The sequence below is a fragment of the Kribbella aluminosa genome (assembly GCF_017876295.1).
GTDB classification, from domain to species: Bacteria; Actinomycetota; Actinomycetes; order Propionibacteriales; family Kribbellaceae; genus Kribbella; species Kribbella aluminosa.
Genome location: NZ_JAGINT010000001.1, coordinates 2,553,936 through 2,568,298 on the forward strand (window position 1 = coordinate 2,553,936; position 14,363 = coordinate 2,568,298).

The following is a 14,363-nucleotide window of genomic DNA, read 5'->3' on the forward strand; positions in this document are numbered from 1 at the left end:
TCTCAGTCCATGTAGATGCCGCCGTTGACGTCCACGGTCTCGCCCGTGAGGTAGGACGCCGCCGGGGACACGAGGAAGTTCACGACCTGGGCAACTTCGTCGGGGCGCCCGATCCGCCGAAGCGGGATACCGGCCCCGCGGTCGCGGATGCCCGGCACGTTGTCGAGGAACTGCGTCTCGATGATGCCTGGGGCAACGGCGTTCACTCTGATGCCCTCGGGGCCGAGCTCTCCGGCGAGGGACATGGTCAGGCAGAGGACCGCGGCTTTGGCGGTCGAGTAGGGCGCCCCGATGAGAAGCCCACCTGTCTTGGCGGCCTGTGACGTGAAGTTGATGATGCTCGGGTGCTCGTACGTCGATTTGCGCAGCAGCGGCAGAAATGCCCGGCAGATCCTCACGGTTCCAAACAGGTTGACGTCGTAGACCCGCTGCCAGATCTCATCGGTGGCGTCGTCGAACGACACGGGCGTTCCTGCGCCCGCCGCATTGACAAGTGCATCGATCCGTCCGTACTGATCCAGCACTTGTGCACTGACCGCATCGACGGCCGCGGGGTCGGTGATGTCGCACACAGCGAGCTCCATGTCGGGATTCGCTTGGCGGTCCAGGCCGACGACAGTCCAGCCGTCGTTGCGAAGGACGGTGGTCGTCGCGAGGCCGATGCCGCCTGCGGCGCCGGTGACGACGCAGACGCGGGAGTCAGTTGAGGGCATGAGGTGGGTCCTGTTCGGTGTCGTGGTCCGAGGTGTTCGGGTACGTCGTGATGGTGCTGGTCACCGTGCGTCGTCGGAGCTGGTGGAGAGAGCGCTCGCTGTACCACCCGATGTGAGGTGTCACAAGAACGCGCGGATGGCCGAGGACCGCGGCGAGCGGCCCCTCGGGTGCGAGCCGCGCGTCGAGGCCCAGGCCGCCGAGCGTCCGGTCCTGGATGGCGGCTGCGACTGCGTTCTCGTCCAGCAAGGCGACGCGGGCCGTGTTGACGAGGATCGTGCCCGGGCGCACGCACCGGATGAGCTCCTCGTTGAAGAAGCCGCGGGTGGTTGGGCCCAATTCGCACTGCACGAAGACAATGTCGGCGCGGGCGAGACCCTGCGCGAGACTGACGGCGGTCATCTGAGGATCGAGAGGAACATCGGCTCGTCGGCTGGTGACCATCGTGCGCCAGCCGAGCGTCACGATGCTCTCGGCGAGGTGTCGACCAACGGCGCCGAGCCCGATGACCAGGGCGTTCATGGCGCCGGGACGCGCGTTCTGGGCGATGTACTCCTGCCAGCCGTGGCGCTGCCACTCGACGTTGTCGTGCTGCGGCCCGAGCCGCTGGACCAGCGCGAGACCGAGACCGAGGGTGTGGTTGGCCAGCTCGGCGGTGCAGTAGTCCCTGACGTTGACGACCGCGAGCCGAGCCGTCTCGGCCGCGGCCAGGTCGACGGTGTCTACACCGGTGCCGAAGCGTCCGACGACACGGCACCTCGCGAGGCGTGAGATCAAATCGCGGTCGATGGCTGTGCGCACGTGGACGACCGCGTCCGCGGTGCCGAGCTCTTGCAGGTCCCCGCTCCAGCGCCGCAGCTCCCAGCCCAGCTCTTGAGATGCGGCTGTTTCGACAGTCAGGTCGTCGTCGAGTAGTGAGTCGAGGACGAGGAGAAGCCGGCCCGTCACAGCCATTGTTCGCGCCAGCCGAGCGAGTCGAGCTGTCGGGCGTTGCCGTTCAGCAGGGCAGCTTTGTCGTCGACTTCGAGCGCAGCGAGCAGTGTCTCGTCCGCACAGCTGCCCGCGCCGCGGGACCCGTAGACGAACCGGTGTGCGCCGAAGGTCTCGATACCCGTTGCGAGGTCCACGGGCCCGGCGCGGTTGGTGATCTGGAGGAGTATGTTCGGGCAGCGGTCGAGTAGCCGCCAGATGGCGGTCTGCTCGAACAGCCTGTCTCCGAGCAGGAGGAGCGGCACCTCGGGTGCCGAGCATGCGAAGCTTGCCAGCTCGGCCAATGGGAGCGCTCCGCTTGGGCCCCAGTCGAGCGCCAAGGCATAGCCCTCGCGTTCGCAGATCGCGGGCAACGGCTCGAGCACCCAGTCGACAAGGGGAAACCGATGCCCGGGGATGCCGGGACGGAGCCTGAGCACGCGGGGAGCGCCGGCTTCCATGGCCCTTTGTGCCGCGTGGACGTGCTCCCAAGGATCGGGGGACGGGACGAACACGAACTGCCGGCGTAGGAGCGCTCCGCCGATGGTTGTCTCCGACCACGCCTCGTCGGTCGGGGAGGTTGCCAGGCGAGGAGCAACCCACACCTCCTGCCCGGATCGAGACCCGTCGACGTCTGCCGGTTTCGCGGAGGCGTCCGTGTCCACCTGATCGATCGTCATCGCTGGAACGCCGGCCTCGCGGCAGACAAGATGTGGTCGACGGCGTGCCCAGTTACTGCTGCTGTGTCGGCCCAATGCTCCGCCAGACGAGCTAGGACCTCCGCGGCGGAACCCGCGACGGGAGACGCGCACTCCTGGTCTGCGGCGTACGAGATGGCGTGTCGCAGTTCGGGCGTGCGCCGTCCCGCATGGGTGACGTCGCTCGTCACCAGAACGTCGGCGAAGTCGGCGAAGACACGGCCGAGGTTCTGTTGGATAGAGCGCCAAGCGACTCCCGAGGGATCGAGAACCTTGGCGTTCGCCCTGAACTCCACAACCAGTGCTTCGAGAGGCTTCATGAAGAGGGAGCGGGTGAGTTTGACCGCGGCGGCCTGCCCCACGGTCTCGCCTGCGACATCGACGTCGAACCCGAGTGCGCGCAACGCTGTCGTTGCCGCTACCGATCGCATCCCACTGATAGCCAGAAGTGGCCGATCGACGACCCTGTCGAGGGAGTCGAGCAGGGCAACGTCGATCCAGTCGTCGGCGGTCGGGCCGGCGGTCGCCACCTTCGTCGATGGTGGTGCGCTCGCCCAGTCGAGGATCATCGGCCGGCCTTCGACGTACAAGCGCACGTAAGCGGCGGCATCTGGGGCGACTGACGACGGCACGCACAGGGCGACGTGGGACGCGGCGACGCGCTCCTGTGCTCCGACCTGGCTCACTCGATCGTGTTGCGGCGGTCGCACTCTAGGGGCGTCGTCCCTGACCAGGACTGTGCCACCGGCCGCGAGCACCCGTTCGGCGAGCACCAAGCCGACGGAGCCGTGGCCGACGATGAGCCAGGATCCGACGGTGGGTTTCTCGCCGGTGGTCGCATCGTCCACTGTCGTGATCGGACCTTGCGCGTGCACCGTGTCTTCGCTCCTGACCATCTCGCGGACCTCGATCGAGCCCAGTTGCCGGTTGGACCTCCGAAAGATAGGCACTGGGCCCGAGCTTGCACGCCGTCGAGTTCCGGGTGCCGGAACGGCACGGGACGGTGCTTCGCGATGCCTGACTACGTTGCAGAAAACAAGCAGAGGAGGGTGCGGCATGCCGGGACCAATGAATGGCGTCCGAGTCGTCGAACTGGCCGCTTGGGTCGCCGGCCCGTCGGCCGGTGGAATCCTTGCCGACTGGGGTGCGGACGTCATCAAGGTCGAGCCGCCGGCGGGTGATCCGCTGCGTGCGATCTACACCGAACTCGGTCCGGACGTCGCTTACAACCCCTTCTTCGATCCGGACAACAGGGGAAAGCGGAGCATCGTACTGAACCTCAGGGAGCCCAGGGAGAACCAGCGCGCTCTCGAGCTCATCGCCACCGCAGACGTTTTCCTGACGAACATGCGTGGCGCTGCTCTTCAGCGGCTGGGGCTGGACCATGAGACGCTGCTTGCTCGTGATCCCCGCCTGATCTATGCCTTCATCACCGGGTACGGCCTGTCAGGGCCGACGGCCGCCGCGGGCGCGTTCGACCTCGGGGCCTGCTGGGCTCGGGGCGCGGTCGCTGACCTGCTGTGCGCTCCCGGGCAGGATCTCCCCCTGCAGCGTAGCGGGATGGGTGACCACTTCGCCGGCGTCGCTGCGGCGGGCATGATCAGCGCGGCGCTGTACGACCGCGAGCGCACGGGCGAGGGACAGCTGGTTTCGACATCCCTGGTGCGTGTCGCGGGGTATCAGATGAGCAGCGACCTCAACACGAAGTTGCTTCTCGACTTGGATCCCTCGCATCCTGTGCGTACCGCGCCGGCCAACCCGCTTGCCAACAATTACTCGGCCGCTGACGGGAAGCGTTTCTGGCTCCTCGGGATCGAGTCGGACCGGCACTGGCCCGCGCTGACCAGGATCGTCGAACGACCGGAGTTGGAGAGCGACCGGAGATTTTCGAGCATCCAGGCTCGCTACGAGAACGCCAGCGAGTTGGTCGGCATTCTCGACGTCGAGTTCGCCAAGCGCCCGCGCGAGGACTGGGCGAGGCGGTTCGACAGCGAGGCCAACTTCTTCTGGTCACCCGTCAATGACGTCGCCGATCTGCTGTCCGATCCCCAGACGGAGGCGAGCGGCATGCTAGTCACCACAGAAGACGGATCCGTGGCGCGCCAGATGGTGGCCAGCCCGGTGGACTTCTCGAGGACGCCGGCAGCGGTGCGAACCCGCGCGCCGCGCCTGGGCGAGCACACAGACGAGCTCCTTCAGGAGCTGGCGGGCCACACCGCTGCAACTGTCGCCACGGCGGGTTGAGTTCGGTGGCCCAGACGCGCGAGGAGATCGCGACGCTGCTCACGACGCGGAACAACTGGGGGCGCTGGGGTCCCGACGACCAGCGTGGCGCCGTCAACCTGGTGACCCCCGGGCGAACCCGGGCAGCCGCTGCCGGTGTCGCGACTGGCGAGGTCTTGTCGCTGAGCCGGCCGTTCCCGAAGGATCCGGGTCCGACGAACCCGAAACCGGCCAGCCACTTTGTGATGCGGGAGGCGCGGGGAGCCGGCGGTATGGCGTCGGACTACCTGGGGCTGAACTTTCACGGCCTGGCGTGTACCCACATCGACGCACTGAACCATGCCTGGAGTCTGGAAGGCATGTGGAACGGACGTCAGCCTGACGACGTGCTACGACCCTCTGGCGCGTTGTGGGGAGGCATCGAAGCCTGGGGAGGTGGGATCGTCACTCGGGGTGTACTCCTCGACGTGCCCCGCTACCGCGGTGTTCCCTACGTGACGCAGGATCGGCCGGTGCACGGGGAAGAGCTCCAGGAGATCTGTGCTGCGCAAGGCGTCGAGATGCAACCCGGGGACGCCGTAGCCGTCTACTCCGGCCGGGAAGAGCACGACCGGCATGAGGCACCATGGGGAACGGGCCCGGCCAGGCCCGGACTGCACGCCTCCTGCCTCGGGTTCCTCCGGGATACCGACTGCGCCGTCCTGATCTGGGACATGCTCGACATGGCACCGAACGGCGTCGGAATGGATTGGGCGGTGCATGCGGCCCTCTATGCTTTCGGTACCGCCCTGGTGGACAACGCCCTGCTCGAGCCGCTCGCGAACGCATGCGCCGAGCGTCACCGTTACGACTTCATGTTCGTCGTTGCGCCGCTGCCGGTGGCAGGGGGGACCGGATCTCCGGTGAATCCGCTGGCCGTCCTATGACCAGGCGTCGGAGGCTTCCCTACAACCTTGACGGTTACAGGGCTGCCGCACGGCGGTCGCTGCCCAAGGCGATCTTCGACTTCGTCGACGGGGGAGCGGGTGACGAGTGGACGATGCGTGAGAACCGGGCGGCGTTCGAGCGGCACGCGTTCATGCCGTCGGTGCTCCGGGACGTGAGCGAGTGCTCCCTCACCACAGTCGTAGGTAACCGCGAGATGGCGAGTCCGATCATGCTGGCGCCGGCGGGTCTGGCCGGCATGATCCACCCCGAAGGCGAACGGGCACAGGTCCTGGCCGCTCGACGCCACGGGGTCATTGCGATCACCTCGTCCGCGTCGACGTACTCGTTCGAGGAGCTGACCGAGGCGGTGCCTGACCACCTCCCGTGGTTCCAGCTCTATCCCTACAAGGACCGCGGTTTCTACGGCGAGATGGTGTCCCGCGCAGCGACCGCGGGTTTCACCGGACTCTGCCTGACCGTCGACGCGTCGGCGCCGGGCAAGCGCGAGCGTGACCTCGCCAACCATCTGAGCGTCCGTCCGCTCCGCGTTACGTGGGGCAATGTCGCCGGTGCCGCACGCCACCCCTTGTGGCTGGCCGGGCTCCTCAGGGAGCGACGCCTCGTCGCGCGGATGTCGACCGAGGCGCTCGGTCAGCGCCGGCCGCCGCTGCGTAGCTTGCTGCGTTCGGCCGGTGATTCCGCCGCGAATCTCGTCGAGCTCCTTCCGCGCCAGGCGACCTGGGACGATCTGGAATGGCTGCGCGAGACCTGGTCCGGGCCTCTGGCGGTGAAGGGCATCGCGAACCCCGAGGACGCCAAGCATGCGGCACGCCTCGGAGTGGACGCGATCGTCGTGTCGAACCATGGCGGCCGGCAACTGGACGGGATGCCGTCGACACTCGACCTCCTCCCGCGGGTGCGTGACGCCGTGGACGACCGGGTCGACCTCATCCTCGATGGAGGGGTACGTCGGGGCGCCGACATCGTGAAGGCGCTGTGTCTTGGCGCGCGCGCCTGCATGATAGGACGGCCCTGGGTGTACGGCCTGGCCGTCGCGGGCTTGCCCGGCGTGAGTGGGGTGCTGAAGATCCTGGAGGAGGAGATGGCCACCACGATGGCGCTGCTCGGTGTCCGGGACGTTACTCAGCTCGGCGATTCCCAGCTCGCCTGACTGAACTGCATGCGGCACAGTGCGAGCACCGCTGCCTCGGTCTCGGCGATCGTTCGTGCGTTGTCGTCGGGCACCGACCGCACGGCGAGGTGCAGCCGGGAGGCGTCGCTCTCTTGGCCGAAGTGGTCCAGGAGCAATGCCATGGCCGCATAGGCTCCACGAGGATCCGCGCGCTCGACAGGCGTCGCGGCCACCCGTGCTGCAGAGGCATGGAGCGGCTCGAACAGTGAAGGTCGCCGGCCGCCGGCATTGAGGTCCGCCGAACCTGATCGGTGCAAAGAGCCGGTCACCGCTCCGGCCACGTCGGTGACGATGTCGCCGAAGAGGTTGTCCGTCACGAGCACGTCGAACTGGGATGCATCCTCGATCAGCCGGACACAAGCGGTGTCCACGTCGGCGTAGGTGCAGTCGACGTCGTCGTAGCACGTCGAGAGGCTGTCGAGTGTGGAGGTCCAGATGCCCCCGGAGTACTCGAGGACACTCGCCTTGTGCACGAGCGTCAGCTTCTTCCGCCGCCTGCGTGCCAACTCGAAGGCGTACCGCAAGCAGCGGTCGACACCGAAGGCAGTCGTCACGGATCCCTGGGTCGCCACGGCGTCCCGGGTCCCAGGCCGGAGGACGCCGCCCTCCCCGATGTAGCCGCCCTCGGTGTTCTCACGGACCACGGCAACGTCGACGTCGCTGTCTCCGATGTACCGACGCAGGTTGACGTACAGGTCGAGCTCCGCGCGAAGTCTGAAGATGATCCCTCGCTCAAGAATCCCGCGCGGGATGCCGTTGGCTCCGACCGGAGGCGACCCGACCACGAGGGCGTCCATCGTTCGCAGTTCCGCGAGCACGTCCTCCGGCAGCACGTCACCCGTCGCGAGGAACCGTCGAGCCCCGAGGTCGAACTCCGTGACGTCGATGGGGTGCCCCACAGCTTCCAGGACGCGGAGCGCCGAGGTAGCGACTGCACGACCGTGCTCTGTCACGGGAATCAGGCCGATCGACCACGCCATGGATGGAGCCTCCGGATGGGTCGTTCCGGCCGCGACCCTTTGTTGCTGGGACGGTAGCGGCCCGGCCTGTCCCCGCCGTCATGGACGTCCCGGCCACCGGAATTCCGGTTCGCCTGTGCAGTGCCTCGCGAGCAAGATCGGCACCAGCAGTATCCCCGGACCGGACTCGCGGCCGGACCAGCGGTGGCGCGCTCTTCGAACTCGATGGACGGCGGAAGGAATCGCTATGGAAAAGATCATGATCATCTCCTCGGACGGGCACGCGACAGGTCGTGTCGACGACTACGGGCCGTACCTCGACCCCGAGTTCCGGGAGGAGTACGACGACTACTGCGTGGAGTTCAAGAAGCAGCCCCGATACGCCTTCGACCCCGAGGTCTTCAAGCTCCGCGCCGACCCGGACGTCGTGGAGGAGTGGGACCGGGAGGTCAATGCGGCCGGTGTCATGGAGGGCAAGTGGGACATGGACGTCCGGCTTGCCGAGATGGATAAGCACGGCGTCGTCGCCGACATCATCTTCCCCGACTTCGGCAAGCCTTTCGAGCTCCACTCCGCCACGCAGGGCGCCAAGGAAGGCGCGAAGCCGCTCGGATTCAAGCACAAGCAGGCTTCGGACCGCGCCTACAACCGCTGGCTGGTCGACTTCACCTCGCCTGCGCCCGAGCGTTTCGCCAACGTCGCGATGATCGAGTTCGACGACGTCGACGCCGCCATTGCGGACCTGCACTGGGCGAAGGAGCAGGGTTTCAAAGGTGTTCTGTGCCCCATGTTCGAGACCAACGAGCCGCTCTTCGACAAGAAGTTCGACCCGGTGTGGAGCACCATTGAGGATCTGGGACTGATCCTCAACTCGCACGGCGGCATGTCCTCGACCAACCGCAGCGGTGAGCGCGACATCGCCGTCGACTCGATGCCTCATCCGGCGTGCATCCTCCCGATCATGGCTCGCCACATCGAGTTCTTCACCCACGAGATCCTCGACCAGCTGATCTTCTGCGGAGTGTTCGAGCGCCACCCGAACCTCAAGGTCGTCTTCACCGAGCAGGGCTCGGCATGGGTACGGCCGAAGCTCGCGGCAGCGGACTACACGTGGAAGGGCAGCTACGTGCGCAGCGACCTGCGCGATGTCGTCAAGCACTCTCCGACTGAGTACTTCCAGCGACAGTGCTGGATCGGGTCGTCCCTGTTGTCGAGACACGAGGTCGCCATCCGGCACGACATCGGTATCGACAAGATGATGATCGGCACCGACTTCCCGCACCTCGAGGGCATGTGGCACCCCTCTGTCACTGAATACCTGCGGGCCACGTTCGGGGTCAACCACGTGCCCGTGGACGAGGCACGACCGATGATGGGCACCACCGCCGCCAAGGTCTTCGACTTCGACCTGGACAAGCTCGCTCCCATCGTCGAGCGGATCGGTCCCGACGCCGACGTGGTGCTGTCGGAGCCCGGTAGCGATCTCTACCCGCGCGGCGATGTTCACAAGCCCGCCGCCGGCGCTCTCGTCTGAGCTGCGAGCCACCAACCACCTTGTCCGTGTGACAACCGCGGGAGAGCGGCGGGTTCCGCGGACACGCCTGTCGACGATTCTTCGCGTCGCCGTCATTGGTGACGCGCGTAGGAGCAGCTGCCATGCCTGGAACGAATGACACCTTCGACTTCGACGTCATCGTCGTCGGTGCCGGACCCACCGGACTGACACTCACGATCGACCTAGGGCGCCGCGGCGTCCGTTGCCTGATCGTCGAGCGTGAGCCGACGCCGGCGCCGTGGCCCAAGATGGACCGATCCAACGCGCGGACCATGGAGATCTATCGCCGGATCGGGATCGCCGATCGCGTGCGAGCGCTCGGCTATCCCGCGGACAACCCGATGGACATCGTACTGGCGAAGACGCTGAACGAGCCCGCGGTGGCTGTGCAGGAGTTCCCCTCGGTTGCGGAGCGGCGGGATCAGATCGCGGCCTGTTCGGACGGCGGCCTTCCGCTCGAGCCCTATCAGCTGGTCTCGCAGAACACGATCGAGCCGCTGCTGCGCGACGTCGCCGAGCATGAGACGCCCAACACGACCGTCAGGTATGCGACCGAGCTGATCGACTTCAAGCAGGACACCGACGGCGTCTCTGTCGTCGTACTCGACGCGGCGGGCGAGGAGCACACCTATCGGTGCGCCTTCCTCGTCGGCGCCGACGGCGGCGCGAGTACCGTACGCAAGAAGTTGGGCATCAAACTGCAGGGGCGTGCCGCGATCCGTGAAATCAGGCAGGTGATCTGTCGCTCCGAGGACATGTACGAGCGGATGGTGATCACGAAGGGTCGGCACTACCACTTCGTCGGCAGCGACGACGGGCTGGTTGTCCACGGCGATCGCAAGGAGATGTCGTACGGCACGTCGCTGCCCGAAGACACCGACTTCGAGTCGCACATCCGTGGGCTCATCGGCTTCGACTGTGACCTCGAGATCCTCACGGTGAACACCTGGCGACCTCATCTCTTGCTCGCCGACAGTTATCGCGACGGCCGGGTATTCCTGGCAGGGGACGCGGCGCACCTCGTCATCCCGACCGGCGGGCTAGGGATGAACACCGGTATCGGCGACGCGATCGACCTCTCCTGGAAGCTCGCGGGTGTCGTCAACGGCTGGGGAGGCGAGGGCCTGCTGAACGGCTACGAGCTCGAACGACGACCGGTGGGGAGGCGGAACATCGAGGCCTCCGGATGGGCGACCGACGGTGCCGCCTTGTACCGGCAGATCTCGAGCACCTACGTAGAGTCCGAGGGCGAAGCCGGCAAGGCCGCTCGGGAACGGCTTGTCGACTCGTTCCTCAACGACCACGGCCGTATGCACGGCATGGTGGGCGTGGAAACCTGTTACTCGTACGCCGGCTCTCCCCTCGTCGTGCATGAACCGGGCAATGTTCCCTTCTGGGAGTTCAGCCGGATCGAGCCGCACGGGCGCCCGGGCATCCGGATCCCGCACATGTGGCTCAAGGACGGTTCGCCGCTGCAGGACTCGCTCGGCCTCGACTACACACTGCTCGACCTGACCGGCGGTGCGGACACGAGCGTGTTCGAGGAGGCCTTTCGCTCCCTCGCTGCGCCGCTCCTGGTGGTCCGGATGGACGAGCCACAGCTACGCGATTTCTACAACGGCTCGCTGTTCCTCATCCGGCCTGACCTGCATATCGCTTGGCGTGGCGACGTTGTGCCCAGTGATGCCGGCGCCGTGGCGGACATCGCCACGGGCCACGGCGCCGGCTACCGCCCCTGATCGATACGTCTGGCGGTCATGCGCGGGCCTGCTCGGGCGACCGACCGCGGCTCGAGGTCATCCCAGCTCTCCGAGCATCGGTCGGCTCCCCGCTAGGAACTCGGAACCTTCGATCTGCGGGGCGCAAACAAGCGCCGGATCGAGTTCTTGGTGACCTTCTTCCCGTCGAGCGTCATCAGCTGACGTCGCTTGACCGTGAGGCCCTCAGGGAGCGTTCCATCCTTGAGCATGCGGATCGGACAGCGCTTGCACCTGCTCCTGGATTCGCAGCACTTCGACTTAGGGAGTGCTTTCATTCTCACTTTCCTTCCCGCCATCCCATCAGTCTTGTGGCTGGCCAGATGAGATTCACCTCAGCGTTCGGGTGGATGGAATCGTGGGTCGACCAGCAGGACGCCGACGAGCCTCGTCCGTTCCGGCACCTGTACGACCTTCCGGGGCGGCTGATCCGCCGGCTTGATCCCCGAAGTGGCCTACCTGGGGGCGGTCTGGTCGCTTCATCAGACATTCGCCGTCGCCTGAGGTATCCAGTCGGACGGCGAGATGCAGCGTTGCGCGCCCCAACTTGACACGGCTCCCAGGAGTGGATCTGAGGATTCCGGTCGGTGGAACACCCACAGGAATCCTTCGATCGGCACAGACAGCATCGGCGCATGATCCGAGCGATCGAAGCCTCGGAGAGGCAGGTGGATGTAACGTGCTGACGCTTTGGCTCGGCATCTGTATCGGCTCCGTCTACGTGCTGGTAGCGACGGGCTTCAACCTGGTTTTTGTCGCCTCGGGGACGTTCAACTTCGCCCAACCTCAGTTCCTGGTTCTGGGCACATTCCTGGCCTACGCTGCCGTCTTCACCTGGCACGTCTCGGCCTGGGTCGCGCTACCCGTCGGACTGGTTGCAGGAGCTGCCATCGGGGCGGCCGAAGAACGGCTGGCCATCCGCCCAGTGATGTCCAACGGCGTCAACGCGGAACTGGTCACGATGGTCGGCTGGTCGGTGACGATGCAGGGAATCGTTCTTCTGATCTGGAAGGAGAATCCTCTCGCCGTCAAGGGCATCGCTGGAGACCAGGTGTTCACGGTGCTGGGCACCCGCATTACGGCCGGCCAGGGGTTGCTCGTCCTCGTCGCGTTGGCTCTGGCCCTCGGACTGCATCTGTGGTCGCACCGGACGAGGTTAGGCATCGCGAGCCTCGCAACGTCTGAAGACCGCGATGTCGCCATGCTGCGCGGCATCAATGTGCCTCGCCTGGCTGTCGGCGCATTCGCCGCCGCCGGCGGACTCCTCGCCGCGATGGGTCCCATCGCCGGACCAACGACCTTCGCCGTCTACAGCCTCGGCGACACGGTCGTGCTCTATGCCTTCCTGGCGATGGCGATCGGCGGCTTCGGACACAACATCGGCGCGATCATCGGCGGTCTCGGGCTTGGGATCTTCCAAGCGGAGATCTCCCTTCACTGGGGCGACAAGTGGATCAGTGTGCTGACGTTCACCCTCCTGCTGTCGGTGCTCCTCCTGCGTCCCCAAGGGCTGTTCGGCGAGCGGAACGAGAGGGTCGTATGACTTCCTGGCTGGAGCGAGTCCCGTCCTGGTTCCTTCCCCTGGCTATCGGCCTCGCGCTGATCGCCGTGCCCTGGTACGGGACTGACCCACTGTGGGTTCGCCAACTGACCCTGATCGCCATCTACACCATGCTTGTCGCCGGGCTGAACATCACCTTCGGATACGCAGGTCTGCTGTCGCTGGGGCAGGTGGCGATGTTCGCGCTCGGCGCGTACACGACCGGAATCCTGATGATCCACGGGTGGTCCATGCTGCCCAGCCTCGCTGTGGCCGTGGCAGCCTCCGGTGTCATCGGCCTCATCACGGGTCTGCCCGGACTCAGACTGGGCGGCTGGGGTCTCGGCATGACATCGTTCTTTCTGGTGCTCCTGATCCCCGACATCACCCAGATCTTTACCAAGCAAACCGGGGGCCTCTTCGGGCTCACAGCTGTCCCGCCCGCCACCATCGGTGGTCACCAGCTCGACAAGAACGAGTTCTACGCGGTGTGCACCATCGCGATGGTCGTGGTCGTTGCCCTGCTTCGCAACCTGATGCGGTCGTCCTTCGGCAACTCCTTGCGCGTCCTGCGACGGAGCCCCGTGCTCGCGACATCGCTCGGACTCAACATTCATCTCCTGAAAGCCAAGGCCTTCGTCATCTCGTCGCTGCCGGCCGGCCTGGGCGGCGGCCTCGTCGTCAGCCTCGACCACTACATCGCGCCAACTTCGTTCACCCTGACCCTCGGAGTCCTGATCATCGCTGCTTCGGTCCTCGGCGGGTCCGAGAGCATCTACGGAGCATTCTTCGGAGTCGCCGTCATTCGGCTCGGTACGTGGCAGGTGACCGCGTTCGAGAAGTACTCGTTGGTTGCCTACGGCCTCTTCCTGGTCCTCGGCGGCGTCTTCTTCTCGCAAGGTATCGCCGGCCTTGCCGAGCGAAAGGCCGGCCGGTGGCACTCCGCGCGCTCGCGCTTGAAGCCCCCAGCCGGGACGCGCGCCGCACCGCGGCTCAGAACTCAGGCACCAAACGTCATGCCTATCCCCGGCAGCCCACTGGAAGTGCGCGGCCTGACCAAACACTTCCAGGGCAACCAGGCATTGAACGACGTATCCATCGCGGCACTACCGGGTCAAGTCACCAGCCTCGTGGGCCCCAACGGATCGGGTAAGACCACCCTGCTGAACCTGATCTCTGGTCTCTATCGCCCGACCGCCGGCGAGGCGACGCTCGCCGGCGAGCGGCTCTCCGGTCGCCCACCACATCTTGTGGCCCGACGCGGCGTAGCCCGCACCTTCCAGACGCCCGTACTCCCGGACGGCATGACGGTGCTCGAGGCAGTGGCGTCGGCACGCTATGCAAAGGATTCGGTAAGCATCGCGACGACGATCCTGCGTCTGCCCGCGAACCGGGCTGCCGAGCGATCCCGCGAGGCAGCGGCCCGCCAGGCGCTGCGACGTGTGGGGTGTGAAGATCTCGCCGACCAGGACGCGTCCGGCCTTGCCTTGGGCAGCCGTCGACGCGTCGAGGTCGCCCGCGCTCTGGCCGGCAACCCTCACCTCATCCTCCTTGACGAGCCGGCATCGGGCCTCGACGAGGGTGAAGTAGAGGAGTTGGCGTCCGTGATTCGCCAAGTCGCGGCGGCAGGCGGCACGGTCCTCCTCGTCGAACACAACTTCAACATGGTCTGTTCGGTGTCGGACCAGATCTACGTCCTCGAATCCGGCCGTCTGCTCGCGCAGGGCACTCCCGACGAGATCCAGCGCAACCAAGTTGTGGCGGAGAGCTACCTCGGGCAGCTACCCGACGCCGATCAGCTCGGAGCGCCGATCCGTGCAGGGGAATGACGT

The 14,363-nt window shown here is 66.3% G+C and carries 12 protein-coding genes; 7 read left to right on the forward strand and 5 right to left on the reverse strand.

What is annotated here, in order from left to right; all coding sequences use genetic code 11:
• Positions 1–2: 2 nt before the first annotated feature.
• Genes JOF29_RS12445 through JOF29_RS12460 form a run of 4 tightly spaced genes read right to left on the reverse strand, consistent with a single transcriptional unit; the run spans position 3 to position 3,226 of the window.
• Entirely contained in the window at positions 3–713 is a 711-nt protein-coding gene (locus tag JOF29_RS12445) for an SDR family NAD(P)-dependent oxidoreductase (protein ID WP_209694348.1), read from the reverse strand.
• Complete coding sequence (locus JOF29_RS12450) at positions 700–1,665, reverse strand: NAD(P)-dependent oxidoreductase (RefSeq protein WP_209694349.1); 966 nt, start codon at positions 1,663–1,665, stop codon at positions 700–702. The genes JOF29_RS12445 and JOF29_RS12450 overlap by 14 nt, the downstream gene beginning before the upstream one ends.
• On the reverse strand, positions 1,656–2,360 hold the full coding sequence (locus JOF29_RS12455) for an amidohydrolase family protein (RefSeq protein WP_209694350.1): 705 nt from the start codon (positions 2,358–2,360) through the stop codon (positions 1,656–1,658). The genes JOF29_RS12450 and JOF29_RS12455 overlap by 10 nt, the downstream gene beginning before the upstream one ends.
• On the reverse strand, positions 2,357–3,226 hold the full coding sequence (locus JOF29_RS12460) for a hypothetical protein (RefSeq protein ID WP_209694351.1): 870 nt from the start codon (positions 3,224–3,226) through the stop codon (positions 2,357–2,359). The genes JOF29_RS12455 and JOF29_RS12460 overlap by 4 nt, the downstream gene beginning before the upstream one ends.
• Before the next feature lie 208 nt (positions 3,227–3,434).
• Here JOF29_RS12460 and JOF29_RS12465 point away from each other — a divergent pair, with 208 nt between their 5' ends.
• From JOF29_RS12465 to JOF29_RS12475, 3 genes are read left to right on the forward strand one after another with little or no spacing between them, the layout of a single operon-like run.
• Positions 3,435–4,622 carry a CaiB/BaiF CoA transferase family protein gene (locus tag JOF29_RS12465; RefSeq protein ID WP_209694352.1) on the forward strand — a complete coding sequence of 396 codons (1,188 nt, stop codon included), beginning with the start codon at positions 3,435–3,437 and terminating at the stop codon, positions 4,620–4,622.
• Between the two features lie 5 nt (positions 4,623–4,627).
• Complete coding sequence (locus tag JOF29_RS12470; RefSeq protein ID WP_209694353.1) at positions 4,628–5,527, forward strand: cyclase family protein; 900 nt, start codon at positions 4,628–4,630, stop codon at positions 5,525–5,527.
• Positions 5,524–6,699 carry an alpha-hydroxy acid oxidase gene (locus tag JOF29_RS12475; protein WP_209694354.1) on the forward strand — a complete coding sequence of 392 codons (1,176 nt, stop codon included), beginning with the start codon at positions 5,524–5,526 and terminating at the stop codon, positions 6,697–6,699. Before JOF29_RS12470 ends, JOF29_RS12475 begins: the two co-directional genes overlap by 4 nt.
• On the opposite strand, the gene JOF29_RS12480 is transcribed toward JOF29_RS12475, so the two are convergent.
• Entirely contained in the window at positions 6,672–7,700 is a 1,029-nt protein-coding gene (locus JOF29_RS12480) for an isocitrate/isopropylmalate family dehydrogenase (protein WP_209694355.1), read from the reverse strand. The genes JOF29_RS12475 and JOF29_RS12480 overlap by 28 nt on opposite strands.
• 226 nt (positions 7,701–7,926) lie before the next feature.
• Between JOF29_RS12480 and JOF29_RS12485 the strand changes: the two genes are divergently transcribed.
• The 4 genes from JOF29_RS12485 (at position 7,927) to JOF29_RS12500 (ending at position 14,360) form a co-directional block, all read left to right on the forward strand.
• A complete protein-coding gene (locus JOF29_RS12485) occupies positions 7,927–9,213 on the forward strand; it encodes an amidohydrolase family protein (RefSeq protein WP_209694356.1) in 1,287 nt (428 codons plus the stop codon).
• Between the two features lie 122 nt (positions 9,214–9,335).
• Entirely contained in the window at positions 9,336–10,973 is a 1,638-nt protein-coding gene (locus tag JOF29_RS12490; RefSeq protein ID WP_209694357.1) for an FAD-dependent monooxygenase, read from the forward strand.
• Positions 10,974–11,670: 697 nt separating this feature from the next.
• Positions 11,671–12,534, forward strand: a complete 864-nt coding sequence (locus tag JOF29_RS12495; protein WP_209694358.1) for a branched-chain amino acid ABC transporter permease — start codon at positions 11,671–11,673, stop codon at positions 12,532–12,534.
• Positions 12,531–14,360 (forward strand): branched-chain amino acid ABC transporter ATP-binding protein/permease, encoded by a 1,830-nt coding sequence (locus JOF29_RS12500; protein ID WP_209694359.1) that lies wholly within the window; start codon positions 12,531–12,533, stop codon positions 14,358–14,360. The genes JOF29_RS12495 and JOF29_RS12500 overlap by 4 nt, the downstream gene beginning before the upstream one ends.
• Positions 14,361–14,363: the final 3 nt, after the last annotated feature.

Excerpts from the sequence above, each read along its gene's own strand:
- JOF29_RS12490 (WP_209694357.1), top strand. The coding sequence starts at position 9,336 with ATGCCTGGAACGAATGACACCTTCGACTTCGACGTCATCGTCGTCGGT.
- JOF29_RS12445 (WP_209694348.1), bottom strand. The coding sequence starts at position 713 with ATGCCCTCAACTGACTCCCGCGTCTGCGTCGTCACCGGCGCCGCAGGC.
- JOF29_RS12450 (WP_209694349.1), bottom strand. The coding sequence starts at position 1,665 with ATGGCTGTGACGGGCCGGCTTCTCCTCGTCCTCGACTCACTACTCGAC.
- JOF29_RS12475 (WP_209694354.1), top strand. The coding sequence starts at position 5,524 with ATGACCAGGCGTCGGAGGCTTCCCTACAACCTTGACGGTTACAGGGCT.
- JOF29_RS12485 (WP_209694356.1), top strand. The coding sequence starts at position 7,927 with ATGGAAAAGATCATGATCATCTCCTCGGACGGGCACGCGACAGGTCGT.
- JOF29_RS12455 (WP_209694350.1), bottom strand. The coding sequence starts at position 2,360 with ATGACGATCGATCAGGTGGACACGGACGCCTCCGCGAAACCGGCAGAC.
- JOF29_RS12500 (WP_209694359.1), top strand. The coding sequence starts at position 12,531 with ATGACTTCCTGGCTGGAGCGAGTCCCGTCCTGGTTCCTTCCCCTGGCT.
- JOF29_RS12480 (WP_209694355.1), bottom strand. The coding sequence starts at position 7,700 with ATGGCGTGGTCGATCGGCCTGATTCCCGTGACAGAGCACGGTCGTGCA.
- JOF29_RS12465 (WP_209694352.1), top strand. The coding sequence starts at position 3,435 with ATGCCGGGACCAATGAATGGCGTCCGAGTCGTCGAACTGGCCGCTTGG.